Source organism: Halopseudomonas nanhaiensis (assembly GCF_020025155.1).
GTDB classification, from domain to species: Bacteria; Pseudomonadota; Gammaproteobacteria; order Pseudomonadales; family Pseudomonadaceae; genus Halopseudomonas; species Halopseudomonas nanhaiensis.
Genome location: NZ_CP073751.1, coordinates 2343763 through 2367921 on the forward strand (window position 1 = coordinate 2343763; position 24159 = coordinate 2367921).

Here is a 24159-nt window from a genome sequence, read left to right on the forward strand (position 1 = left end):
CTTGCGGACCGTGCCTTGCCTATCGCAGGATTCTGGCGGTCAGCTCTGCCATATTGGCGGCGATAATTTGCAGTCGTTCGCTTGCAGCGGCAGTGCGGCCGACGTTCTGCTGATTGGTCTCGCCAATATCCCTGATCTGCGCGACGTTGCGTGTCATGTCGTCAACTACCGCATTCTGCTCTTCTGCGGCGGTGGCGATCTGACGGTTCATCTCTCGGATCGCCTCGACTGCTTCGGTGATCTGGCGCAGCGCCGCGCCGGCCTGGATTACTTCCTCCAGACCTTTTTCGCTGAGCTTCTGGCCTGCGTCGATTGCATGGACAGCGTCGACTGCGCCTCGCTGCACCGCCCCGATGATCTGATTGATTTCAGCAGTGGACGCCGCGGTTCGCTGCGCGAGGGTCCGCACTTCGTCAGCAACGACGGCGAATCCACGGCCGGCTTCCCCGGCGCGTGCTGCTTCGATGGCCGCGTTGAGCGCCAGCAGATTGGTCTGTTCAGCAACGCCTCGAATGACATCGAGCACCTGACCGATTCGGCCACTGTCGCTTTCCAGCTGCTGGATGACCGCCGCTGTCGCTGCAATCTCCTCGCGCATTCTGGTGATCGAAATCACAGTAGCCTGCATCACACCCTCCCCGTGCTGCGCGGCCTGGTCGGCGCCATCGGCCGAGCTGGCCGCCGCTGCAGCATGACGAGCGACTTCCTGCGCGGTGGCAGACATTTCTTCCATCGCCGTGGCAACCTGGTCCGTTCGGCTGAACTGCTCTCGAGTTCCCGCTCCCATGGTGGTCGCGACAGAGTTCAATGCTCCACTCGCCTCATCAAGCTCGGCACCGCTGCTCTGCAACTGGTGGAAGGTTTCGCCTAAAAACGTGCGCAGCCTGTTGGCGGCACCGGTCAACTGTCCTAGTTCATCGCTGCGGTTTGTCATGATTTGCTCACCGAGCCGACCGCGGCTGAGCGCATCGATACGCTCGATTAGCAAGCGGATGGGCGTTACCAGTACCTGGTCGATTCGCCAACCGCTGATGATGATCAAGGCAATACCGGACAGCACCATGACAAGGATTCCCAGCAACATTGCCCGGTCAGCACTCTGTGCTATCTGAACTGCCTCCCGGTCCGCGCTCTCACGCAGCGACTGAACCAGCAGCGCCATCTGTTCAGATGTTGCGCGGTCGACGCCTTTTACAGCCTTATCCCCCGCCTGATGGTCGTGAGCCGCTGCGATGAACGCCTGGCGGCCCTGGCGATACGCGGCGCCGAGCCGCGAATGCTCAACTCGAAGCTGCGCAACAGCAGCCTGGACCTCGACGGGAATGCCCTGCAGCGCGGCCAGGTCGCCCAGCGTGGCCTGAACATTCTGCTCCTGTAGCTGGAACGCCGCCCAATACTTGTCGAACGCAGCGGGATCTCCCCCCCGCAGCAATACGTTCTTCCATTCCTGCACCTGAGTCTTGAACTGGCTGTTGGCTCGATCGATGAGCTCACTAGCGCGCAGCGGTCCCTGCACCAGGTGCATGTACGCGTCGACCTTGGAGGACAGTACGCTGAAGCTGACCAAAGCGATGACTAGAAGCAGGGTGAGACTACCGGCTAAGAGCGCCAGGGTACGGGCACGTATCGACTTGCTAAGCATGACGGTTCCAGTGGCACTAGGCCGAGAGAGCGGAGACGGGTTTCGCTCATGTATCGGCGCAACGATCAAGACCTTTAGTCAATATACAAAAGTTTACCTATACATTTCAGCGGGTTACGGCCTCTTGCCGCTACCCGCTCTCATGCGCTGATAACCCGCGCGAGTCAACAGGATGAGGTTCACCGTCGTGGCGTAGGTGCAGTTGGCAGCCTTTAGCTCGTTGATGAGACCTTCGTGGCGGTCGGCCTGCAGGAGAAAGTAATCCTCCCCTTCGACCAGCTCTTCGCGGCAGGCCTTGAATGCGCGGAAGCTCGTTCCTTTCGGGACGCCGTTGAGCTCGTCGAGCTGGCGCAGGCTCAACGTATCGGTATTGGCGTAGCGGATGAAACTGGGTGCCGTCATCGTCTGGCCTTCGTAGCGTGGTAGGACAGTGTAACCGTTCGGCCATTTCCCCGAAGCCTCCCCCATCGGAGGGGCTAACCCGTTCGGCCGCTGCGGTTAGTATTCACGGAGACCGCAGCCGAGCGCTGCGCAGGATCGATACGACGGGAGCGGACGATGGACGTGCACAACACATCGGCAAGGCCGCTGGCAGTGGTGATTATCGGGGCAGGCTTCGCTGGCCTGGGCCTGGGTATCAAACTCGACCAGGCCGGTATCAGCGAGTATCTGATTCTGGAAAAGGCCGATGACGTCGGCGGCACCTGGCGCGACAACAGCTATCCGGGTGCTGCCTGCGATGTGCCGTCGCATCTGTATTCGTTTTCGTTCGAGCCTAAACCGGACTGGTCGACCCGTTATGCCAGGCAGGCCGAGATCCACGAGTACATCCGGCACTGCGTGCGCAAGTATCATCTGGGTCCGCGCATCAGACTGGGATGCGAGGTGGTCGAAGCGCGGTTCAGCGAGCCTGAGGGCCTCTGGCATGTCAGCACCACGGACGGTACGGCGCTGACAACTCGCGCGCTGGTGAGCGCCTGCGGCCAACTCAACCGCCCCTTGTACCCCTCGATTCCCGGCCTCGACAGCTTTGCCGGCGAAGCCTTCCATTCGGCCAGATGGCGCCATGACGTCGATCTTGCCGGCAAACGGGTCGCAGTAATCGGCACCGGTGCGTCAGCTATCCAGTTCATTCCGCAGATTGCGCCGACGGTCAGCCAGCTCACGGTATTCCAGCGCAGCGCGCCGTACGTCATTCCCAAGGCCGACCGCCAGTACACCAGCACCGAGCATCAGCGTTTGCGAGCCTGGCCAGCCCTGCAGCGGGCTGCGCGGGGGCTGCAGTACCTCGCACATGAAGCCCGTGCGCTGGCTTTTATCAGCTACCCGAAGCTGATGCAGTCAACCGAAAAAGCCTTCTATAACAATCTGCAGCGCGGTGTGACCGACCCGCTCAAGCGCGCCAGACTGGTGCCCGACTACCCCATCGGCTGCAAGCGCATTCTGATAAGCAATGACTTCTACCCTGCGCTCGACCGGCCGAACGTTAAGATTGTCACCGAGCGCATCGAAGCCGTCGAGCCGGGCGGGGTGCGTACGGCGGAGGGCAGCCGATATGACGCTGACGTTCTGATCTACGGCACGGGCTTCGCAGCCACGGAGTTTCTGGCTCCGATGCGCATTACTGGCCGCAACGGCCTGGAACTCAATCAGGTCTGGCGAACCGGCGCGGAGGCGTATAAAGGCATCAGCGTCAGCGGCTTTCCCAATCTGTTCATCCTCTATGGCCCCAACACCAATCTGGGCCACAATTCGATCGTCTACATGCTGGAAAGCCAGTTCCGCTATGTGCTTGGCTGCCTGGCAATACTGCAGCATCACCGCTTTCGCTACATGGACGTCAAGCGCAAGGCCCAGGAGGCCTTCAATGTCGAGCTTCAGAAGGCAGCGAGCACCACGGTGTGGAGCGGCGGCTGCACGAGCTGGTATCAGACTGCCGACGGCAAGCAGACCAACAACTGGCCAGGCTACACGTTCGCCTATCGACGGCTGACCCGCACACCAGAGGTATCCGATTATGAATGTGCCCGCTGATTACACTGCTCCGGCGTCCGATCAACCGCTGCTTCGGGCCATTCTGCGCGGCTCGATGAAGTCGCTGTTTCGCGGCATGATCCGTCCGCCCGTACCGATCGCTACCCAGCGCGCAGTGCTACGGCTCATGACCAGTGGCATGCCGACCGCCAAAGGCGTGAGCCGCAGTGCCGAGCGAATCGCCGGACGCCCCTGTGAATGGCATCGACCGGATTCCGGTGGCCCGCCGGTGGTTCTGTATCTGCACGGCGGCGCCTATCTGATCGGCTCTCCGGCGACCCATCGCACCCTGTGTGCGGGCATCGCCGCGCGCGGTGACGTGAGCGTGTGTGCATTGGACTATCGGCTGGCGCCGGAGGACCCTTATCCAGCAGCCCGTGACGATGCCGTCGCTGCGTTTCAGGCACTTCTAGCCAGAGGTTTTAAACCGACGGAGATCGCGCTGGCCGGTGACTCCGCTGGCGGCAACCTGGTGCTGGTCACCGCGCTGCGTCTGCGTGAGCTGGGCATGCCGGCTCCCGCCGCCCTGGTGTGTCTATCTCCAGTGGTCGATTTCAGTTTTAACCAGCTGCATGCGCCGTCCGCGGGCGACCCGCTACTGAACCTCAGCTGGATCGAGCAAGCGATTCGGGCGTACTGCCCGCCCGGCGTAGCGCGAGACGCACCGGGGCTATCGCCAATTAATGCCGATCTGTCCAGTCTGGCACCCCTGCTGATTCAGGTGGGCGAAGAGGAGATGCTGCTTAACGACAGCTTCAGGTTGGCTGAAAAAGCGCGTACTGCGGGGGTGAAAGTACAGCTCGAGCTGTATCCCGGCCTCTGGCATGTATTCCAGGTCAACACCGGTGTGTTTCAGGCAGCTGACCACGCAGTGGATCGCATCGTCGAATTTCTCAATCGGACTGTACGAAAGTCAGTCGGATGAATGGCCGACAATTACGCGCCGACCGCTGCGAGACCCGGTATACTCGCCGCCCCTACACCAGATCGATTCTCCAATGCACACCGAACCCAATGCTGCTGGCACCGTCGAAAAAGAAGTTGATGGCACTGCAGAACAGATAGCCAAACGGCTCGACATGAAATCGCTGTTCTCGAATGAGGCGCTGGAGAAGAAGAAGGCGTCGCCGCAATGGCACAACCGAAACAGCACGGCGCATCATGAGAAGCGCATCGGCATGGCGCCGAAGGGCACGCGCCGCTCGATGGGCAAGCGCTGAGATACAAAAGAAAAGCGGGAGCGCCCGCCCCCGCTTTGGCGATCAGCTGTTTCGACCGCCGCCGTGGCTGTTCTGGCCACCTTTCTTGCCGGCTTCAGAGGCCTTTTCGCGATTATTGGCGAAGTTGCCGCTGCTGTTCTGGCCGCCCCTGCTGCCTGCTTCGGACGCGCGCTGCGGGTCGTTGGCAAAGTTGCCTCCGCTGTTCTGGCCGCCTCGCTGGCCAGCCTCCGACGCGCGTTGCGGATCGTTGGCAAAGTTGCCCCCGCTATTCTGACCGCCTTTCTGACCGGCCTGCGCAGCCTTCTCGCGATCGTTTGCGAAGTTGCCTGGATTGCCTTTGGAATCGTTGGTCATGATGTCCTCCACTTGTGGAAAAAGCAGCCTGAGTATCAGGCGCCTTCGCACAATGGAGGGGATCTGGATCGTCAAAGTTTCGTGGTGTGACCAGTGGCCGACGGACGGTATTTTTCTCATTAAAATCAATATGATATCGGAGGAATATCGTGCCGACATGTCGGCCACCTGCCTCATTTTGCTTGATCAGGCTGCGCGAGTGGCGCCGCACAATCGGACCCTGGCGAAGCGCTGATTCGCTGGGCTCAAACCGTGACGTAGGTACTCTCTTCCACCCGCGCTGGACTGGCCACGCGGAACGCGTCGGACGCTTCATTGAACCGCCACGCCCCGGCATCGTCTCTGTCTTAGCAGCTAATACGAACCATCCGGACCCGGAGGCTCGAAACGGATCGCCCGGCTGCATGACCAACCGAGACGCAGGCCAACGACAGGAGCCGCCTACTTGTGAATGCACCACACACCGTCTGGACGATCGGACATTCAACTCACTCGATCGAAGCCTTTATTGCTTTGCTCCAGCATTACGATATTGAAGCCATTGCCGATGTCAGACGTTTCCCTGGCTCGCGACGATTGCCGCATTTCGGCGAAGATGCCTTGCGTGCCAGTCTGCTCGAGCACGGTATCGAGTATCGTCTCATTCCTCAGCTCGGCGGGCGACGCCGGGCCGCGCCCGACACGCCGAACACCGGCTGGCGCAACGCATCCTTCCGTGGCTACGCCGATCACATCGCTAGCGAAGAATTCGACGAGGGGCTTCGCATCCTTCTTGAGCTGGCCGGTCAGCGTCGCACCTCGATGATGTGCGCCGAAGTGCTGTGGTGGCGCTGTCACCGCTCTCTCGTGTCAGACGTGCTGAAGGTGCGCGGGATCGAGGTGCTGCATATTCAGGATGCGAAGCAGATCGGCGAACACCCTTTTACTGCGCCGGCCCGTCTGGTTGCCGGTAAGCTGAGTTACGCCCCCTCCGGCGGCGAGCCCCTGAACGAGAAGCAGCGCAGCTACGGCGTGCAGACGAGCCTGGACTTCTGAAGGCAAGCGTCGCACCGGTTGCTCGTCGGCTGCCTGCGGACGGCCGGAACAACCCTCTCGGCTGCCGGTCATCTGCTTACACTCAACAATCGGGGATCATCCATGCAAATCCAACAGTTGCTCAATCAGATTTCCAACAAGAACGGGCCGGAGAACGTACAGGGCTGGGAACGCGCGGCCTCGGCGGTAACCGGTCTGATGATGGTCAAAAAAGGGTTACGCGCTCGGGGCCTGGGCAGCCTGGTCCTTCTGGCAACGGGGGGCATGGCAATCATGCGTGCGGTGAACGGACGCTGCGAACTCAAGCGCATGCTGACCGAATCTCAGCACGGTGGGTCGCAGGGTGCGGACAAGGAGCGCTACAGCCACATGCCGATGGACTCGGAAGTGCACAGCCCTGACTTCAAATCCTCGGGTACTTCAATGCCCGACTCCACGCAGATGGGTAACGAGGCATCCGCCGCGCGCGGGGCGACGCCGTCCGGCAGTGCGACGGGCTCCAACGCGTCCGGTACCACCGGCAGCTCGGCCGCGTCAGGATCGTCCAGCGGTTCCGGTACCTCAGGCGGCGTCGGCAGCTCCGGCACCCTGGGCAACCCGACGCCAGCCGGAACCTCCGGGAGCACCAGCAAGCCAGGTAGCTCCAGTTCCGGAAGCTCCAGCAGCGGATCCACTTCAGGCAGCCCCAGCTCGTCCACCACGTCTGGAAGTGCGGGTAGCTCCAGCGCCACTGCTGGCTCCAATCCCTCCAGCAAACCTGATAGCACCGGCAACAGTTAACTGAAGCGAGAGGGGGCGTCGCCGTTCGACGCCCCCTGCCCTCTCATAGTGTTTTGCGAACCGGCGAACGCGCCGAGCCTCTCGCCGAGACCCAGTCAAACAGCGGCAGTAACAACACACTCGCACCGAACGCGGGCATGACCAGGGCAAGCAAGAGGGCCGCAGTTGCCACCCCCCACCTCGAACGCCGGGTCATCCGCCCCCAGATCGTAATCAATCCTGAAGACAGGGCCCCGGCATTGCGTGTGTTACGTCGCCACCACATTGCATAGCCGAGCATTACCATGATCACAACGCCTGCCGCGGTCAGTACCAGCAACAGCTGGTTCACCCAGCCGAACAGGCTACCCATGTGCGCATCGATTCCCCAGCGTGTGAGCTTGGCCGCAAGCGGATACGTCGCGAACTCCAGCCTGTCGACCACCTGCATGCTTCGCGGATCGATTGCCACCGCATCGACCTGGGTCGGCCAGCTTCGATCAATCTCGGTAACGGTCCAGGCGCGGTCGTGCCCCCCGGACGGTCGAATCTCGATTCGCCCGGCATCGATGCCAGCCCGGCGGGCGCCGAGCAATACCTGGTCGAGCGGCGTGAGATCGACTGGGCTCTGCGGCGCGACGCCAGGCAAAGGCGCGTGATGCTCGGCATGCATATCAGCGGGCGCGCTGGTGTCCAGTCGAGTGTTCAGCGCCGGCGTCGCCATTCCGGCGAATGCCCGCGCCACCCCGATAGTGTCGCCCGCCCATTTCGACCAGGTCAGGCCCGTCGCAGAAAAGAACAGCATTCCGAGCAGCAGGCACAGGCCGAGGGATGAGTGCCAACGCTGCAACTCTGGTCTGCGCATGCTCCCGCGGCGATGGCGTACCCGCGCGCGCCAGACCAGCAGGCCGCCAGCTGCCATCAACCAGAGCCATGAAGCGGCCAGTTCGCTATACAGCCGACCCCACTCGCCGAGAAACAACCGCCGGTGCAGGTCCCCCAGCCAGCTGCGCAAGGGCAGTACGCCGGTGGTGCCATACACGGTCAGCTCGCCAAGCGGCGTGGCTGTGACTGGATCGACGAACACTGCCCAGTGCTCGGAAGCGTCCAGGCCCGGTACGCTGAACATCACCCGAGTGGTCAGGCCGGGGCCAGGTGACGGGCGAACGGCCGCCAAAGCCGCAGGTTCGCCGAGATATCGCTGCGCAGCGTCGACCTGAAGCGAAAGTGGCTGGACTGCACCGCGACTGTCAGTGAACAGAAGGTGTTGATAAAGCCGATATTCGAGTTGCGGGGTCAACGCGTAAAGCAGACCGCTCAACGCGGCGATCAGGATAAAGGGTCCGATGAACAACCCTGCGAGGAAATGCAGCCGGGTGATCAGAGCAAGCAGGAGCTTGTCCGTATTCCCGCGCGGTGTGGCTCCGGCCTGCTCGGTCGGATCCTGAAGAACGATGGACATGAGTGTGGCGCCTTGTACAGGGCAGGAACTGATACCTCTCCCGACGCGAGACAGACCGACGATAGGGAAAGGCGGAACGGTGTATTCAGGTCAGGCGAAGCTGTGCGGGCGGGGCTCGGGGGTTGATCGCTGGCCGAAGCTGGCGTGGCGAAGTACGGCGTATGTCGGCAGCCATGGGGCGCGCCGGTACCAGGATGGGGAGCACCGTGTCGACAGCTGCTGTGGCAAGTGCGACGCCAGGCTGCGCCGAGGCGCAGCAACACGGGGAAGCCGGGTCAACCGAGGACGGTGCGTGGGCATCCTGCTCGGTCTGCACCAACGATGCAGACCCAGGCGGATGGAGGTGATGGTCATGCGCATCGGCTTGCGCGGCGGCAGTGATCGAGGCAGTGGCGCCCAGGCAGTGGCCTCCGATACCGTACGCCAGCCTGACCTCGGCACTAGCACTCGCCAGCGCCGGCATACCCAGTACATGCATGAGCATGGCCAGACAGGCAAGCACAGCATAGGAACGGCGGCGTGACGGCTTGGACATCGAGGATCCCGGGCGGTGGGTCAGATGAGTCTACCTCAGCGCAGCCGCTTTGCCAGCCAGCCTGTCCGCCGCATGCAGCAGTGCCTGTTCGGTCTTCGTCCAGCCCAGACACCCGTCGGTAACCGAAACGCCGTAAGCCAGCTGTCCGGTGAGCGGCTGGGAGCCGTCGAACAGATGGCTTTCGAGCATCACCCCCCGCAGAGCAGTTTCTCCGGCCAGGCGCTGCTCGATCACCGACTCCAGCACAGCCGGCTGGCGCAGGGGATCCTTGCCACTGTTGGCGTGACTGCAGTCGACGATCAGCCTCGCGTCGATACCCCGCTTCGCCAGTGCCGCTCGCGCCATTGAAACGTGATCCGGCCCGTAATTGGGGCCTGCAGAGCCACCACGCAAGACCAGATGCACGTCCGGATTGCCCTGTGTCCGGATCAGTGCAGGGCAGCCCAGCTCATCCACACCGAAATGCTGATGAGAATGGGCAGCCGAACCCATTGCGTCGCAAGCGATGCTCACGCTTCCGTCGGTGCCGTTCTTGAAGCCCACCGGCAAGTCCAATCCGCTGACCAGTTCGCGATGCACCTGCGACTCACTGGTGCGGGCGCCAATTGCCGCCCAGGCAAGCAGATCGTCGAGATAGCCCGCCGCCAGCGGCTGCAGGAGTTCAGTGGCTACCGGAAGGTCGAGCGCGATCATTGAAAGCATCAGCCGGCGGGACAGCGCAAGGCCTTCGGCCATATCGCCGCGCCCATCGAGGTGTGGGTCATACAGCATGCCCTTCCAGCCAATCGTCGTGCGCGGCTTTTCCACATAGGCACGCATGACCAGCAGCAGCGTGTCATTCACCTGGGTGGACAGGTGCGCGAGGCGTTCGGCGTATTCGAGCGCTGAGTCCGGCTCATGGAGCGAACAGGGACCGGCAATGACCAGCAGGCGGTCGTCTTCACCGCAGAGTACGGCGCGCACTGCATCGCGCTGGCGAGCAATACGCTGGTCCAGCGAATCGCTGACCGGAATTTGGTGGCGCAGCTGAGCTGGCGATGGCAGCGGCTGGGTGGACCGTCGGGCGCGAACCGAAACGGGAGCGGTATCGGACAGGTTAATTACGTTTGCGGCAGGGATGGGAGCGTTCATGAGCTATTTTCCTCGGCCGTGGCGGTGCTCCGCCACGGCATTATCGTGACGTTCGACTGGGTACTGGATGTGGTGCGACGGACGCGCCGGTAAATCGCCAGCTGCGGTAGGAAAACAGTCGATAGGTGCGATACATGGGCAGATCCTCGTGTGAATAGAAACAAACAGCCAATAAAAAACCCCGGTCGGGTTGCCGACCGGGGTTTTGCGAAACTGCGTGGTGGCGACCCTCTGAATGGGCGCCTGCGGGGTATCAGGCGCGTATGCGGCTAAACCAATACCCAAAATAGACTGCAACGTCGGCCAGACTCGGTCGCGCGCCCGTCACCCCGGCCGAAGCCGTGGCGATAATCGAAAGCGGTCGAGCGACACTAGCTGACATACAGGTCTCCTGAAACGTGTTCAGACTGTAGCGGATTCGCGTCGGATCACGCAAGCGCACGAAACGCGCCTTCCAACGCTTCTCCAGCGATGAGCCGGCTTCAGCCGAAGCCGGCTCGCACCATCACTCTCTCAGTTCAAGCTTGGGACCCACCGCCTGCTCGGCAATCTGTGCGGCGCTGAAGGGTAGCGCGATCCAGTTCTTGTCCGAATAGCGTCGTGTCTGGTCCCGGGTTGGGGCTGGTCGTGTCTGCGGACTGCGAGTACGCCAGGAGCGCCTCTACAACGGGCCCGTTCTCGTCGAACGTAACCGTTTGCATGTAGGTAGGCCCCTTGTTGATCGGCGTGTAATTGCCGCTATCGTCCGGACCCGGGCCCTCTGCCACGTTGAACACACCCTCCCGCCCGATGCCACCGTGCATGGGAATGCGCTCATCATTGTTGCCTGCATCGACGACGAACTGAATCTCGCCCAGCGACGCGTCAAGCGCGACATTCCTGCTCTGGAACAGGGCGATGGCATCACCCAGCGCGGTGCGGGTGTCGCTATCGATCACCAGTCCCCTCGGCGTATTGACCGGATCGTTCTGATCGAACGGTACGCTGAATACGTTGGCGGTAGTCTCCTGGAACGGAACGCGCTTCCAGAACTCACGGAACACATGCGCACCGCGACTATCGAGGTTGTTGCGCCGGTCCCAGTCATCGAGTACCTGACAAGCCGTGGTGGCGTCCACGGTTCCACCGTCGCTGGTAGGCATGATGGGGTCGATCAGACAATCATCCAGCACGTCGTCCAGCACCAGTTCTGCTGCATAGCTGCGGTTGCCATAGACCAGTGTCTGGAGCTGGTCGAGCGTGAAGCCGGCAGCGCCCAGACCGTCGCTGCCATCCAGACGATCCTCGAGTTGGACAAGCCCCATGCGCGAGCGCATCAGCAACGGTACCGCTTCGCCAATGGTTGCACCGGGGTAAGGCAGCAGACGTCGCCGCAGTAATGGGGAGTAGCCCGTCAACGGCGCATCGGGGTTGCTCAGCCAGTAGCTGTCGTTGGAATTTGCCACGTAGTCGTTGCGTACCAGCACAGGCAGATTGCCCGGACCAAAGATGCCCTTTTGCGGGGAGTCGGCGTCCTCGCCCCATTCACAGGCTGCGGTCGCGCCATTCAGGGCAGGGATCCCCGCAGCGGCCAGAGCCTGCAACGCGGGTTGGCCATCGATGCAGGCCTGGAACTTCTCGGTGGTGACGTGAGGCACGGTAGAGATATCGGCGTACATCGCTTTTCCGTAGCGATCGGTTGCGATGGTATTGACGAACGGCAAGCCGACGATGGTCTGGAGCTTGTCGACCAGATCCTCGACGCTGGTAGCCTTGTCCATTGCGAGCCATTGATTGATTGCCCGCGGATTCTCGGAGGCAGCGTCACGAATGGCAAAGGCGATACCTGCACCACCCCAGGGCGGCAGCTGATCGTTGACCAGATTCACCGCAATCATCGGGCCGTAGTGAGACAGGTACACACTGCCCTGCTGCGTACTGCCATTGGCCAGCTGAATGCTTACGTCCACCCGCTCGATATCACGCTGTTCGAGCTGTCCGTCTGCAGTCTGAGACAGGTATTTCATCGGGTCGCCATCGACCAGCGCAAGCTGATACAAAGTGAAACGCTTGGCAGTCGAGACCGTGTGGCTCCAGGCGACATCCTTGTTGAAACCGATGTTCGGAAAGGGTTGCCCCTGCTGGCCTACGCCCATGACGTCCAGCTCGCCAGGCAACGTCAAATGGAACTCGTAGAAGCGCTGGACGCCGTCCCATGGCTCATGCGGGTTACCGTACAGCATGCCGTTGCCGCTGGCGGTAAGCTCCGATCCAAGCGCATAGGCGTTGCTGCCGCCGTTGGCAACGTTGATAGTGGTCATGTCGAAGCCGCTGTCGCTGTTGACGCTGGCGGCGGTCCCAGGCGGCTGAGCTGCAACGATCGGACCGACGAAGTTGGACAGCCCCCCTCGTAGCCCGCCCTTCCCGTATACGGCGAGCAGATCCTGCTCGGTAATCTCCCTGACCCAGGCCTGACCTGCGCAGGCGGGGTCGATATTCGCGGCGCCGGTGTCGCGCAAATAGCGGTTGTAGCCTGCGGCATAGCCGGATACGGCGTCCCTCACCTGCTGGTTCTGCGCATCCCAGAACGTCTGACGCTGCGCAGCGGAGTTGTACCAGGTATAGAAAATGTCGCTGGCTACGCTGCCGTTGGCCAGGTAGCGGGCACTTTCGCCGTTGGCGAACACGATCTCCTCGGCGAGCGAACAGATGTTGTCCTCGGCGAATGCATAGCCCACACCGTACCCGAGCCCCTTGTAATCCTGAGCGGTGATGTGCGGAATACCGAACTGCGTTCGCTGTATGTCCACGGAATAGGTGTTCTGCGCGGGAGGCGTCGGTTCGGCGACCGGTGGATCGTCATTATCACTGCCCCCGCTCAGGCAGCCGGACAGTGCAAGACTGGCGGTGACGCTCAGGATCGCAAAAACGCGGCCTCGAAGGCCGTATGGCTCGATCTGCATGACAGCTTCCTTCTCAATGTTGTTGTTTTTGTATCGAGGCGACCTTGCTGTCTCTTGGGCAAGACAGTTGGTCGCTAGGAATGACGCTAGCAGGTGGCGTTCAGGCCAATTGTCGCCTTGGCGACGATGTTGCGGGCCGGCACGCGCAGGTTTCGATACCGAGCCCCGTTCACGACACCCGCCAAGCGCAGCGGTTCGTCCCGTGATTCCGGGCTCCAGGTGAAATCGACTCCAGGCGAGGCGATTGGCATCGCTGCCGGAAAACGCTATTTCAGCAAGCGGGTCGGGACCGGTTTATGTCCGAAATGCCCTGCCTTTTCATGGCCGGACGCCCCGACGCACGCCGGCTACGGCACCATCTACTGCTCGCCCAGTGCATGCAGGGCGAGACGAATCCGCGCCTCGGCAGGAAAGTTCTTGTTCGCCAGAATCACCACGCCCTTGCGCTCAGCTGGCACCATTGCGATGTAACCGCCGAAGCCATTGGTCGATCCGGTCTTGTTGATCCATACATTGGGACTGGTATCGGGCGAATCGAGCGGCGTTACATCATGCGTCCCGAGCACCATGTCGATGGAGTTGCCCGCGAGCAGGTCGGCTGGCTCGACGGGATAGGAATAGCGCTCCCATCCCAACGCCTGGGTCATGGGTCCAACCCGGTAGCGACCGCTCCGGGTTTCGGCAAGGGCCTCGGCCAACTCCGGCTCAGCGGGTGTGGCGCCCAGATGAATACTCACCAGACGGAGAAGATCGGCACTGGTCGACTTGATCCCGTAGGCCTCGTCCGAGAGGAACCCCGGCTCCAGTCGGATCGGCTCGCTGGCTTTGTTGTAACCCTGGGCGTAGCGCGACTCCTGCGACTCGGGAACCTCGAGAAAGGTGTCGTTCAGGCCCAGCCTGGGCAACAACATCTGCTCCAGTGCATGGCGATAGGACATGTTCAGACTGCTGGCGGTAGCCATGCCGAGCAGCCCGATGCCCGGATTCGAATAGGTTCTGCGACGTCCCGGGGCATGACCTGGCAACCAGTTCTGGAAATACTGCTCCAGCTGCGCAGGCGTCTCAACGTCATCAGGCACCTGCAGCGGGAGATCGCCTGCGCTGTGCGTCGCCAGGTCGAGTAGCGTGACCTGATCAAGCGGCGCGCCCTTCAGCCAGGGCAGGTGCCGCCCAGGATGATCCGTGAGGGCTAATCTGTCCTGGCGCTGGGCATAGGCGGCCAGCGCCGTTGCGTAGAGCTTGCTGAGCGAGCCGATTTCAAACAGCGTGTCGGAATCGATCGGCCTGCGGTCGTCCCGGGAGGCGACCCCGTAATGGAGATGAGACGTGCGGCCGTCGACTATCAAAGCGATCGACATGCCGGCAATGTCATGCGCCTGCATGACTCGCAACACTTCGGCATCCAGTGACTGACGATCCGCGGCAGCGCCCTGTGCCACCGCTGCCATGGCGAACACCATGCACCGTCCTCGGAAACGACTGAGCATCCCTACCTCTGTGCGCTGATTTAATCCACTACTCGGTAACAGGGTTGATACGGCGCCCCACCTGGCAACTTCATGCGATGTTGCTCGACGAAGGCACGCAGCAGCGCGTCGAGCGGACGCATGATCGCCGATTCGCCGCGGATTTCGTAAGGGCCGAATTCTTCGATACGACGGATACCATGGTTCTTCACGTTGCCGGCGACGATGCCGGAAAACGCGCGGCGCAGGTTCGCCGCCAATTCGTGCCGTGGCATCTGCAGGTTCAGTTCGAGGCCGGCCATGTTCTCGTGGGTCGGGTCGAAGGGATGCTGAAAGGTCTCTTCGATTTTCAAGAGCCAGTTGAAGTGGAAGGCATCGTTGCGCTCGCGGCGGAACTGACAAACGGTTCGCAGACCTTCGGTCATCTGCCTGGCGACCTCCGCCGGATCATCGATGATCAGCTGATACAGACCTTGTGCGGCCTCGCCGAGGGTGGCGGCGACGAACGCGTGCAGCTGTTCAAGGTAGGGGGCAGCGCTACGCGGACCGGTGAGGATCAGCGGGAACGGCAGCTCGCGGTTTTCCGGATGCAGAAGGATACCCAGCAGATACAGAAATTCCTCGGCGGTGCCGACACCGCCGGGAAAGACGATGATTCCGTGCCCTACCCTGACGAAGGCTTCGAGTCGCTTCTCGATATCAGGAAGGATCACCAGTTCGTTGACGATCGGGTTAGGCGCTTCGGCTGCAATGATTCCCGGCTCGGTCAGACCGACATACCGGCCGCCGCTGATACGCTGCTTGGCGTGCGCGATGGTGGCGCCCTTCATCGGTCCTTTCATCACGCCCGGCCCGCACCCGGTGCAGACGTTCAGATTACGCAGACCGAGCTCGTGCCCGACCTTCTTGGAATACTTGTATTCCTCCGTGCTGATGGAATGGCCGCCCCAGCACACCACCATGTTCGGCTCGACGGCAGGGCGCAGGGTGCGTGCGTTGCGCAGCAGATGAAAGACATAGTCGGTAATGCCCGCCGAGGTCTGCAGGTCGATACGCGGACTGCCAAGCTCACTCTCCGTATAGACGATGTCGCGCAATGCGCTGAACAGCATTTCACGGGTGCTGGCGATCATCTCGCCGTCGACGAAGGCGTCCGCCGGAGCATTGCGTAGCTCGAGGCGCACGCCACGGTCCTGCTGGTGAATGCGCACTTCAAAGTCTTCGTACGCCTCGAGAATGGTCTTGGCATTGTCTATCTGCGCGCCCGTATTGAGGATGGCCAGGGCACACTGGCGAAACAGCTTGTAGGTGTCGCCGCTTCCGGCTTCGCTGAGCTGCTGGACTTCACGCTGGGAAAGGGTCTCGAGGCTGCCCTTGGGATTTACCGATACGTTAACGATCTTGTTGGGGCGCATGCTGTGTTCCGTTCACTGGATCTGTAGGTCATGGTATGCCAGCCGCGCCGGACTGGCATACCGGAGGAAAAAACAGCTGCTCAAACCCAGCCGTCGTTGCGTTTGCGGCTGCGCGTCAGTGAGGGCAGGATCAATCCGACCAGCAGCCCCGCGCCAGCAATACCACCGCCGTAGACCATATAGCGCATCAGTACTTCCTTGTTTTCATCACCCAGTTGCGCCTGAGCCTCGCGCAGCTGCGACTGGGTGGCGACGAGCTCCTCGTGCAGCGCCTGACGAGTCTGTTCCAGCTCTTCGATGTGGATGCGTCGCGCCTCCAGCGTTTCCTGCATACCTTCTACGCGGGTTTGCCAGGTCTGTTCGATCGTTGCCAGCTCCTGACTCAACGCGGTGACCTGTTCTTCGAGCTGCGGAACGGCCTCTGCCGGGCCAGGCGAGTCCTGCAGGTCGGCGGAACGAATCCACACCGTCGTGCCGGATTCACCACGAACCTGACTGTAGTCACCCTGTGTCTTGATCAGCTCGACCTTGTCGCCGGAAGCCAGCGTGCCAACGATACGGTAGCCATCGGTCGGTCCACTGCGAACATAGGTGGTCAGCTCATCACTGACCCAGCGTACGGTGCTTTCGCCTTCCTGGGCCAGCGTCGTCGCCGAGAATGCCAGTAGCGTCCCGAGGAGGCCGGCACGGATCACGGACGTACGCGCAGGTCGCGGACCGACGGCGGGTGAAAGGGGTGTTGTGTACGAGCGATTATTGGGCATGGTGGTCTTCACAAAAAAGCGGGTGAGGCCCGGCCAGATAAGCTATCAGCGGGCGCAGTTCGAGAGTTCCTCGTCAGCTGGCGAGGCGACGAGAAAGGAATAAGGGTTGCAGCGGGAGGTCTGCCATAGGGACATTGAATTCTCCTGGAAGGCTCATGGCCTGAACGTCCTCCCTGTGGTTTGCCACAAGGAGGGACACCGCCACCGCCATCGAGTTCCGCCGATGCGGCAAACACATACACGCAGTCGGCACGGATGCTGTCCGACGGGCCACGCATGGCATGGCGGTTTGTTATACCACGCACGGGCTCGGCTCGGGACAGCCGCGGGCAATGACAGATATGGCGAACCAACGAAGCGATAACATATCCAATGACAGAGTGCTTTTAAACCGCTACTGCCGACCATCGCACGCACTGTTTCCGGTCGAAAACGAGGACACCGCAATGCAACTCAGATGGATCTCAACCGGTTTGCTTGCCCTGGCACTGATCGGCGCCTCAAACGCAGCCGAGCAGGAGCGTCAGGCAGAAAAGGCTATAGAGAAGGCAGAGACGCTCGAGCAGAAAGCGGTTGAAGATGGTAGCCCACCGAAAGCGTCGCGCTCGGAAGTCATCACCAAAAGCGAGGTTCAGGCTGTGGACCCGGCTGGCGAAGCGCCGCTGGACGATGCGATCACCTGCCTTGCCCGCTCCATTTACTGGGAAGCCAAGGGGCAGAAAGTCGAGGAAATGGAAGCGGTGGCCAGCGTCGTGATGAATCGCCTGCAAACCGATGAATTCCCCCGAAGCGTGTGCGAGGTAGTCAAGCAGGGTTCCGAAGCAGGGAACTGTCAGTTTTCCTGGTGGTGCGATGGTCGACCGGATTCGGTGCAGGAGGAAGCATCCTATACCCAGGCCAAGGAAGTCGCACGACGGGCGCTCAATGGCCAGTTGAAGGACCGAACAAAGGGCGCGCTGTTCTTTCATGACCGCAGTGTTTCGCCTTCCTGGGCGGCGACGTTCAAGCGCACACATGCCGCCGGCGATTTCTTCTTTTACAGGCCCCGGGACTGACGCAGCGAATTTGCTTGGCAGCCTCATGCCAATTCGGCATCATTGCGCCTGATCGATCCCAGGTATGCCACTCATGGCAGCATATCCGGGCAACCAGGTCGCTCATCCGGCTCGCGGGACGCCTGCCAGAAGAGAACGACATCACGCTATCGAGACTTTTCATGGACGAATCTTTCCCCGCTCCGCGACCGGCTGCCGAGCTGCCGTCATCCGACAACGCCAACAATGTCTCATTGCCGACCAAAGGCACTGAACCGGCCGGAACTCTTTCTCCCGGCATAGCTCTCATGGATACAAGGCACTTGAAGATCAAGCCAGCCGTAGACCTTGTTGAGGGAATTGATATGTTGGGAGATGCCACTTACGTTGCAAGCGATTTTCCGATCGCTTACCAGGCCAGCCAGAACAGCCAGCAGCGCTCCGAGCAGGTGATTGCCACCTACCAGGAACGGGTCAGCGAACGCGGTGAGCCACGCCGGTTCAATCCGGAAGAAGTCGACCGCGGTTTTGTTCAGCACGGCATGTGCTTCTGATGCACGACGATTAGCGGGGTGCCATTCTGAGCACTCCGCTGCAACGTTTCCATGGTGACCTGCAAGACCTCACACTCCCCCGCCAGTCATTCCGATCTCATCGCCGTGAATCCCTCAGCCCGTCTTTAAGCTCTCCCAGGCGTCCGAGCGTCATTCTGCTTCGGTTTCATATCCTGAGGAACTACCCCGCCGCCAGTGATTCAGAAGGTGTAAGCGTCGGCTACCGAGCCGGCTACAACCCGACTGGAGTCTGTCATGCGCAACCGTCAACTGCTTGTTCTCGCCACATCACTCGTGTTTACGCTTCCCGCCGTCGCCGATTGGCCCAGCGGTGCGCGCACCGGCTTTGTTGCCGAATGCATCGAAAATGCTCAGGCGTCTCATGATGCTACGCAGGCGAAGGCATTCTGCGAGTGTGCCGCCGATGAAGCCAGCAACGAGTTCAGCCAGGAAGAACTGGAACAGATGAGCCAGGGCATGAACGGTGACATGGAACAGCGCCTCATCGAGTCGGCCCGCAGCTGCTCCGGTAACCTCGAAGGCTGAACAACACGATCCCGCGACAGCCGCCTAACGGCGCTGTCGCGGGTCAGGCGTTTCCTCGTTGAGCCAGGTACCGCAGAACTTGCAGTAGTTCGCATCCGGCTCATGCCGGCTGCGCCCGCAGCCTGGGCATGACTCGTCCGAATACCGCTCCGCACGCAGCGCAGTGATCACTTCTGCCGAAAAGACCCCCACCGGCAGGGCAATGATCGAATACCCCGTCAACATGATCAGAACCGACAGGAACTGCCCCATGGGTGTAACCGGGGTAATGTCGCCGTATCCGACCGTCGTCAGCGTCACGATGCCCCAGTAGACCGACTTCGGGATGCTGGTGAACCCGGCCTCGGGCGGTTCGATCATGTACAGCAGCGTTGAAAAGATGATGACGACCATGAATACGGCGAACAGAAACAACATGATCTGCCCCCGACTGCGTCGAAGGGCACCGAGCAAAAGACTCCCCTGCCCGGCCAGCGACATCATCTCCAGTACACGAATCAGCCTTAGCGTACGGAGCAGCCGGACAACCACCAGCATGTGCGCGCCAGGGACGAAAAGCGCTAGCCAGGTCGGCAGGATCGCGAGGATGTCGATGACGCCGTAAAAGCTTTTGAGATACTGACCCGGTGCCTGAAGGCAGTAGATGCGCAGACCCAGCTCGATGGTGAACAGCACCGTGACAGTCCATTCGATCCCGTAGAACAGAGCGCCGTAGCGCTCATGGTACGCGGCGACACTGTCCAGCATGACCACTGCAACGCTTATGACGATCAGTGCGGCAAGCGCTATGTCGAACGCCTTGCCTTCGGGTGTATCGGATTCGAATATGATCTGGAACAGCCGGGTTCGCAGGCCCTTTCCGCCGGGTTCAAGCATGGATCGTCCTTTTGTTGGGTCAGGTCCCGCAGAAAGTCTGCAAGACCATTTCTTCGGGGCGCGGCGGCATCGCATAACGCGCATCGGCCTCGGCGTACTCACCGGGCCTGGCCAGACGCTCGACGAGACGATGGAACGGGTCGAAATCTCCCCGCTCGACGGCGGCCTGGATCACCTCTTCGATCAGATGATTGCGCGGTATGAAGGCCGGATTGCAGAGGAGCATCTGCTGCTGGCGCTGCGCAGCGGAGCTGGTCTCACGCTCAAGCAATTCCCGCCATCTCTCCAGCCAGGGCTCCAGCACATCGGGGAGCGTGAAGATATGTTCGACGCTGTGAAACCCGGAATTCGGCGCAGCCAGTTCGGCGAGCCGGCGGAAGGTAAGCGTGTAGTCGGCGCCTGCCGTGGTCATGCGTTCGAGCAGATCGTCGACCAGCGACGCGGCCTCGTCATCCACCCGGGCGATACCCAGCTTGGCACACATCCGCTGCGCGTAGGCTTCCTTGTAGCGGGCCACGAAGCCATCGATGGCCTGTTGCGCCAGCTCCACTGCCCTGCTCTCGTCCGGGTCGATGATCGGCAGCAACGCCCGCGCCAGCCAGGCGAGGTTCCACTGGCCGATACCGGGCTGATTGGCATAGGCATAACGGCCGGCGCTATCGATCGAGCTGAACACCGCCTTGGGGTCGTAGCGATCCATGAACGCACAGGGGCCGTAATCGACCGTCTCGCCGGATACCAGCATGTTGTCTGTATTCATCACCCCGTGGATGAAGCCGAGTTGCTGCCAGTGCGCAATCAGCTCGGCTTGCCTGGCGATCACACCTTCAAGCAGGGCCAGATAGGGTCGTTCGGCCGTTGCCGCATCGGGATAATGGCGCTGGATCACATGATCGGCGAGCACCCGCACCGCATCATGATCATCCCGGGCAGCAAAGAATTGAAAGGTGCCGATGCGAATATGACTGCTCGATACACGGGTCAGCACTCCGCCGGGCAGCGCCCGGTCACGATAGACCGTTTCCCCGGTGGTCACCGCGGCCAGCGCACGGGACGTCGGGACGCCGAGGACCGCCATGGCTTCGCTTACTACATATTCGCGCAGCACCGGACCGAGCGGCGCACGGCCATCACCGCCCCGCGAGTACGGCGTGCGGCCGGACCCCTTGAGTTGCAGGTCATAGCGTTGCCCCCGCCGATCGACCACCTCGCCAAGTAGCACGGCGCGGCCATCCCCGAGTTGCGGGTTCCAGCCCCCGAACTGATGGGCGGCGTACACCGTGGCGATCGGATCGGAGCCCGGTGCGAGCGTATTGCCAGCCAGCACCTGCAGGCCTTCTTCGGACTCCAGCCAGGCGACATCGATGCCAAGCTGCTGCGCTAGCGCCTGGTTCGCTCGGATGAGACCGGGCGAACGAACCGGCTCCGGCGCCTGCCGGGCATAAAACCTGTCAGGAAGCCGAGCGTAGCTGTTGTCGAATTCGGGGCCGTGAGGCTGGCTCATCGGGTTCTCCATGTTGATGATTATGATGCTTGGATAGCATAGCCGACCTCACGTTGCATCCGGGCGAGCAAAAGGCGCGCATGTTTTCAGGGAATTTCCGCTGCACAGTGCGAGTCGCAATCAGAGACGGAGCGGTTTCCCAACAAGACTCAGGAGGACCCATGCACATGTCCTATTGGCGCTTCGCCGCCATGATCGCCACCTCGACGATTGTCATGTTCGGGCTGATGTATCTCAACACCTATACCCTCGAACATGTAATGTGGAGCGAGACACGCGGCTGGATGGCGCTTCTGATGGGCGCGGTCATGGCAATCATAATGTTGAGCTTCATGCTCAGCATGTACGCCAACAAGATGATCAACGTCGCCATATACATTGGTGCAGCATTGGTCTTCGCGGTATGTCTCTGGCTGGTTCGCAGCCAGACCACCGTGGACGAGGTCGAATATATGAAGGCGATGATCCCGCACCATTCGATCGCCATCATGACCAGCGAGCGTGCGCAGATCGAGGATCCCCGGGTGCGCAAGCTTGCCGAGGAGATCATCGAAGCGCAGCGTCGTGAAATTTCCGAAATGAAATACCTGATCGAGGCGCTGAACGATGCAAATGCTGACACTGAATGATCTCAAGCGGTCCGGGCCCGCGCCTGCCCTCTTCGCCGGGCTGCTGCTCGCGCTTTGCAGCGGAATGCTCTGGGCTGCGGAGGGGGCAAGGGTCGTCTCGCCAGAGGATGCGATCTGGAACCCCGATCTGAGCGAAGCCGATCCAGGCCCAATGGGAACCTCAGAGGTCTACCGGGTGATGCAGGCCGAGCCACGTTGCAGCTTTCATTACACCGAGGCCAGCCCCCCTGTTCTGGTGGTGGGCGAGACGGCAGCTGAGGGTGCGCTGCATGGTCTGATCAAGCTGCATGACCGTCTGGTGCTGCTCACCCCCGCAGGCGCTAAGCGCTTTGACCAGCTGCGGGTTGGCGGGGTATTAGAAGCCAAGGGCATGGAAGTGCGGATCCTTGAGACCGGCGAGGCCGTGCAACTGGAGGATGGCCAGAATGAAGCGCCTGCAACGATGCGCTTCATCTTGAATCAGGGAGCGGACACAGGTTACAGCGGCTTCTATCGCTGCACCTGATGGCAGAGGCTTGAATGAAAACCTGGCTGTTGCTGTTCGCTGCCATTGTCGCCGAGGTGATCGCCACCTCGGCGCTGAAAGCCAGTGACGGCTTTACCCGGACCGGCCCGCTGGTCATCGTCGCGATCGGCTATGCCATCGCGTTCTACTTTCTGGCTCTGACGCTGCGCACTATCCCCGTTGGGGTGGCATACGCAGTGTGGTCAGGGCTCGGGGTCGTGCTCATCACGCTTGCCGCCTGGCTCGTTTACGGACAGAAACTCGACGCGCCGGCGATCATCGGCATGGCGATGATCGTAGCGGGCGTGGTGGTGATGAACCTGTTTTCCAGGACCGGCGTGCATTGAGCTGCGCCGGCGGGGGGCTTTGACGCCCCCCCGCGAGCTGCCTAGTGCACCATCTCGATCTTGCGGAAGTCCAGTTCGTTGTCCCTGGGCGAGGCCTGGATGGACATCACTTCCTTGCGCTTGTTCAGCAGGATGTAGGCAAAGCATGAGAAGTAGATCGCGATGACAAGCGCACCGACCCACTCGATCTCGAGGAAATCCAGCTGGAACAGGATGGTCAGCGCGCACATCAGCACGAAGTTGCCGAGATAGTAGCGGCCGCGCCCCACTCGCCGGGCGGTCAGATTCAGGTTCTCGGAATACAGGCGGATCAGCGAGTCCAGTGAATTGACAACCATCAGCACCCCGACACTGATCATCGCCATGCTCACCCAGGTAGCGATGTTCAAGCCTTCCTGGTGATAGTGGAAGAGGATCACGAACCATACGCCGATCGCCACCGACGGGAAGAACAGCATCGCCAGGAACAGTTGCCAGGTACGCAGGCCGCCGACGAAGCGGGCAGTGAATTGCCCGATCATGATGCTCCACGAGAACCACCAGAACAGGTAGAACTCATGATATTCGTTGATCGGCAGCATGAAGCGATGCAGATTGCTGAAATACTCACCGATCAGCCCCGTTCCCAGCGTGAAGTCGCTGATGTCTCCGCGATCGGTCAGGAAGGCCCGCGCCCACATCACGGCGATCAGCAGCAGGAAGAAGCCGGATGAACTCAGGCTGAGTATTCGCACATACTTGATGTCGCTGCTCGAATAGACGGCCGCACCGATCGCCGCCATCACGATCAGGTAGAACACCGGCAATACCGTTTCGCCGTCGCCAAGCTGCGGCAGGTACCACGGCAGGTTCACCAGCAACAGGTAGGCAGTGAAGGCGCAGGTGCCGATGATCACCGCGTTGTTGACGAACTTGACCACCCGGAACTCGAAGAACTTCACCCGCGGCTCGATGATGCAGAAATAGAAGCAGGTGAGGAAGTAGAAGCCCCAGATGAGGAAGCCCCAGAAGCCGAATTCGATGGCCAGGGGGTTGGCAAAGCTGTACTCCGGGCTTTCCGCGGTATCGGCGTAGCCCGCAAATTCGGTGAGCGGGAACATGATCAGCCCCACATCCAGGCCCGAGGTGAACAGGATCGCCACAAAGGTCAGCGTGTGTACCGGTGTAACGCCGATGCAGCGCAGGTTCCACCACTTGGCAAGAATCAGCGCGATTGCGCCGAAGGTGAACAGCATCCCTATCGATAGCCAGAGCGTCATGCGAACCTCCAGCCAGGCCGGTTGATGAGAGTCATTGAGAGCATGGTTGTTTCCTTCCGTTTGTAAAGGACACAAACCTCCGCATTGCACGGACAGGGCTTGCCTATATGTCGCTGGTCGACGGCGCTGAGCGCCCTGGCGGCAAT

Annotated in this window: 24 protein-coding genes; 10 read left to right on the forward strand and 14 right to left on the reverse strand. The window is 61.2% G+C overall.

Going from position 1 to position 24159, the window contains the following annotated elements; translation table 11 throughout:
* Positions 1-19 precede the first annotated feature (19 nt).
* On the reverse strand, positions 20-1642 hold the full coding sequence (locus KEM63_RS10530; protein WP_223651440.1) for a methyl-accepting chemotaxis protein: 1623 nt from the start codon (positions 1640-1642) through the stop codon (positions 20-22).
* A 114-nt stretch (positions 1643-1756) separates the two neighbouring features.
* Positions 1757-2044, reverse strand: coding sequence for an ORF6N domain-containing protein (locus KEM63_RS10535; protein ID WP_223651441.1), 288 nt, complete (start codon positions 2042-2044; stop codon positions 1757-1759).
* 162 nt (positions 2045-2206) lie between these two features.
* Between KEM63_RS10535 and KEM63_RS10540 the strand changes: the two genes are divergently transcribed.
* The 3 genes from KEM63_RS10540 (at position 2207) to KEM63_RS10550 (ending at position 4896) form a co-directional block, all read left to right on the forward strand.
* Entirely contained in the window at positions 2207-3676 is a 1470-nt protein-coding gene (locus tag KEM63_RS10540) for a flavin-containing monooxygenase (protein WP_423747858.1), read from the forward strand.
* Positions 3660-4601: an alpha/beta hydrolase gene (locus KEM63_RS10545; protein ID WP_223651443.1), complete on the forward strand. Its 942-nt coding sequence runs from the start codon at positions 3660-3662 to the stop codon at positions 4599-4601. Before KEM63_RS10540 ends, KEM63_RS10545 begins: the two co-directional genes overlap by 17 nt.
* 73 nt (positions 4602-4674) lie before the next feature.
* The gene (locus tag KEM63_RS10550; RefSeq protein WP_223651444.1) at positions 4675-4896 is read left to right on the forward strand and encodes a hypothetical protein; all 222 of its coding nucleotides are present in this window, start codon (positions 4675-4677) and stop codon (positions 4894-4896) included.
* A gap of 42 nt (positions 4897-4938) precedes the next feature.
* Here the strand turns inward: KEM63_RS10550 and KEM63_RS10555 are convergent, their stop codons facing one another.
* Entirely contained in the window at positions 4939-5250 is a 312-nt protein-coding gene (locus tag KEM63_RS10555) for a con-10 family general stress protein (RefSeq protein ID WP_223655861.1), read from the reverse strand.
* 447 nt (positions 5251-5697) lie between these two features.
* Between KEM63_RS10555 and KEM63_RS10560 the strand changes: the two genes are divergently transcribed.
* Positions 5698-6285 (forward strand): DUF488 domain-containing protein, encoded by a 588-nt coding sequence (locus KEM63_RS10560; RefSeq protein WP_223651446.1) that lies wholly within the window; start codon positions 5698-5700, stop codon positions 6283-6285.
* A gap of 359 nt (positions 6286-6644) precedes the next feature.
* On the opposite strand, the gene KEM63_RS10570 is transcribed toward KEM63_RS10560, so the two are convergent.
* From KEM63_RS10570 to KEM63_RS10605, 8 genes are all read right to left on the reverse strand, one after another.
* Positions 6645-7040 (reverse strand): hypothetical protein, encoded by a 396-nt coding sequence (locus KEM63_RS10570; RefSeq protein ID WP_223655918.1) that lies wholly within the window; start codon positions 7038-7040, stop codon positions 6645-6647.
* Between the two features lie 68 nt (positions 7041-7108).
* Positions 7109-8506, reverse strand: coding sequence for a PepSY-associated TM helix domain-containing protein (locus tag KEM63_RS10575; protein WP_223651448.1), 1398 nt, complete (start codon positions 8504-8506; stop codon positions 7109-7111).
* Positions 8507-8591: 85 nt separating this feature from the next.
* Positions 8592-9041, reverse strand: coding sequence for a hypothetical protein (locus KEM63_RS10580; protein WP_223651450.1), 450 nt, complete (start codon positions 9039-9041; stop codon positions 8592-8594).
* A gap of 30 nt (positions 9042-9071) precedes the next feature.
* On the reverse strand, positions 9072-10172 hold the full coding sequence (locus tag KEM63_RS10585; RefSeq protein ID WP_223651452.1) for a 3-deoxy-7-phosphoheptulonate synthase: 1101 nt from the start codon (positions 10170-10172) through the stop codon (positions 9072-9074).
* Positions 10173-10690: 518 nt separating this feature from the next.
* The gene (locus KEM63_RS10590; protein WP_223651454.1) at positions 10691-13114 is read right to left on the reverse strand and encodes a penicillin acylase family protein; all 2424 of its coding nucleotides are present in this window, start codon (positions 13112-13114) and stop codon (positions 10691-10693) included.
* 359 nt (positions 13115-13473) lie between these two features.
* Positions 13474-14601 (reverse strand): class C beta-lactamase, encoded by a 1128-nt coding sequence (gene ampC / locus KEM63_RS10595; RefSeq protein ID WP_223651456.1) that lies wholly within the window; start codon positions 14599-14601, stop codon positions 13474-13476.
* A 20-nt stretch (positions 14602-14621) separates the two neighbouring features.
* Positions 14622-15995: a nucleotide 5'-monophosphate nucleosidase PpnN gene (gene ppnN / locus KEM63_RS10600; RefSeq protein ID WP_223651458.1), complete on the reverse strand. Its 1374-nt coding sequence runs from the start codon at positions 15993-15995 to the stop codon at positions 14622-14624.
* Between the two features lie 80 nt (positions 15996-16075).
* Entirely contained in the window at positions 16076-16759 is a 684-nt protein-coding gene (locus KEM63_RS10605) for a TIGR04211 family SH3 domain-containing protein (protein ID WP_223651460.1), read from the reverse strand.
* 446 nt (positions 16760-17205) lie between these two features.
* On the opposite strand from KEM63_RS10605, the gene KEM63_RS10610 reads away from it, so the two are divergent.
* From KEM63_RS10610 to KEM63_RS10620, 3 genes are all read left to right on the forward strand, one after another.
* Complete coding sequence (locus tag KEM63_RS10610; protein WP_223651461.1) at positions 17206-17814, forward strand: cell wall hydrolase; 609 nt, start codon at positions 17206-17208, stop codon at positions 17812-17814.
* A 161-nt stretch (positions 17815-17975) separates the two neighbouring features.
* Positions 17976-18347, forward strand: coding sequence for a hypothetical protein (locus KEM63_RS10615; protein WP_223651462.1), 372 nt, complete (start codon positions 17976-17978; stop codon positions 18345-18347).
* Positions 18348-18602: 255 nt separating this feature from the next.
* Positions 18603-18893, forward strand: coding sequence for a hypothetical protein (locus tag KEM63_RS10620; RefSeq protein ID WP_223651463.1), 291 nt, complete (start codon positions 18603-18605; stop codon positions 18891-18893).
* Positions 18894-18917: 24 nt separating this feature from the next.
* On the opposite strand, the gene KEM63_RS10625 is transcribed toward KEM63_RS10620, so the two are convergent.
* Both KEM63_RS10625 and KEM63_RS10630 read right to left on the reverse strand, forming a co-directional pair.
* Positions 18918-19769, reverse strand: coding sequence for an ion transporter (locus KEM63_RS10625; protein ID WP_223651464.1), 852 nt, complete (start codon positions 19767-19769; stop codon positions 18918-18920).
* A gap of 19 nt (positions 19770-19788) precedes the next feature.
* The gene (locus KEM63_RS10630; RefSeq protein WP_223651465.1) at positions 19789-21273 is read right to left on the reverse strand and encodes a protein adenylyltransferase SelO; all 1485 of its coding nucleotides are present in this window, start codon (positions 21271-21273) and stop codon (positions 19789-19791) included.
* Between the two features lie 161 nt (positions 21274-21434).
* Between KEM63_RS10630 and KEM63_RS10635 the strand changes: the two genes are divergently transcribed.
* Genes KEM63_RS10635 through KEM63_RS10645 form a run of 3 tightly spaced genes read left to right on the forward strand, consistent with a single transcriptional unit; the run spans position 21435 to position 22754 of the window.
* The gene (locus KEM63_RS10635) at positions 21435-21902 is read left to right on the forward strand and encodes a DUF305 domain-containing protein (RefSeq protein WP_223651466.1); all 468 of its coding nucleotides are present in this window, start codon (positions 21435-21437) and stop codon (positions 21900-21902) included.
* Positions 21880-22407, forward strand: a complete 528-nt coding sequence (locus KEM63_RS10640; protein ID WP_223651468.1) for a hypothetical protein — start codon at positions 21880-21882, stop codon at positions 22405-22407. Before KEM63_RS10635 ends, KEM63_RS10640 begins: the two co-directional genes overlap by 23 nt.
* A 14-nt stretch (positions 22408-22421) precedes the next feature.
* Entirely contained in the window at positions 22422-22754 is a 333-nt protein-coding gene (locus tag KEM63_RS10645) for a DMT family transporter (protein ID WP_223651469.1), read from the forward strand.
* 41 nt (positions 22755-22795) lie between these two features.
* On the opposite strand, the gene KEM63_RS10650 is transcribed toward KEM63_RS10645, so the two are convergent.
* Entirely contained in the window at positions 22796-24013 is a 1218-nt protein-coding gene (locus tag KEM63_RS10650; protein WP_223651471.1) for a BCCT family transporter, read from the reverse strand.
* Positions 24014-24159: the final 146 nt, after the last annotated feature.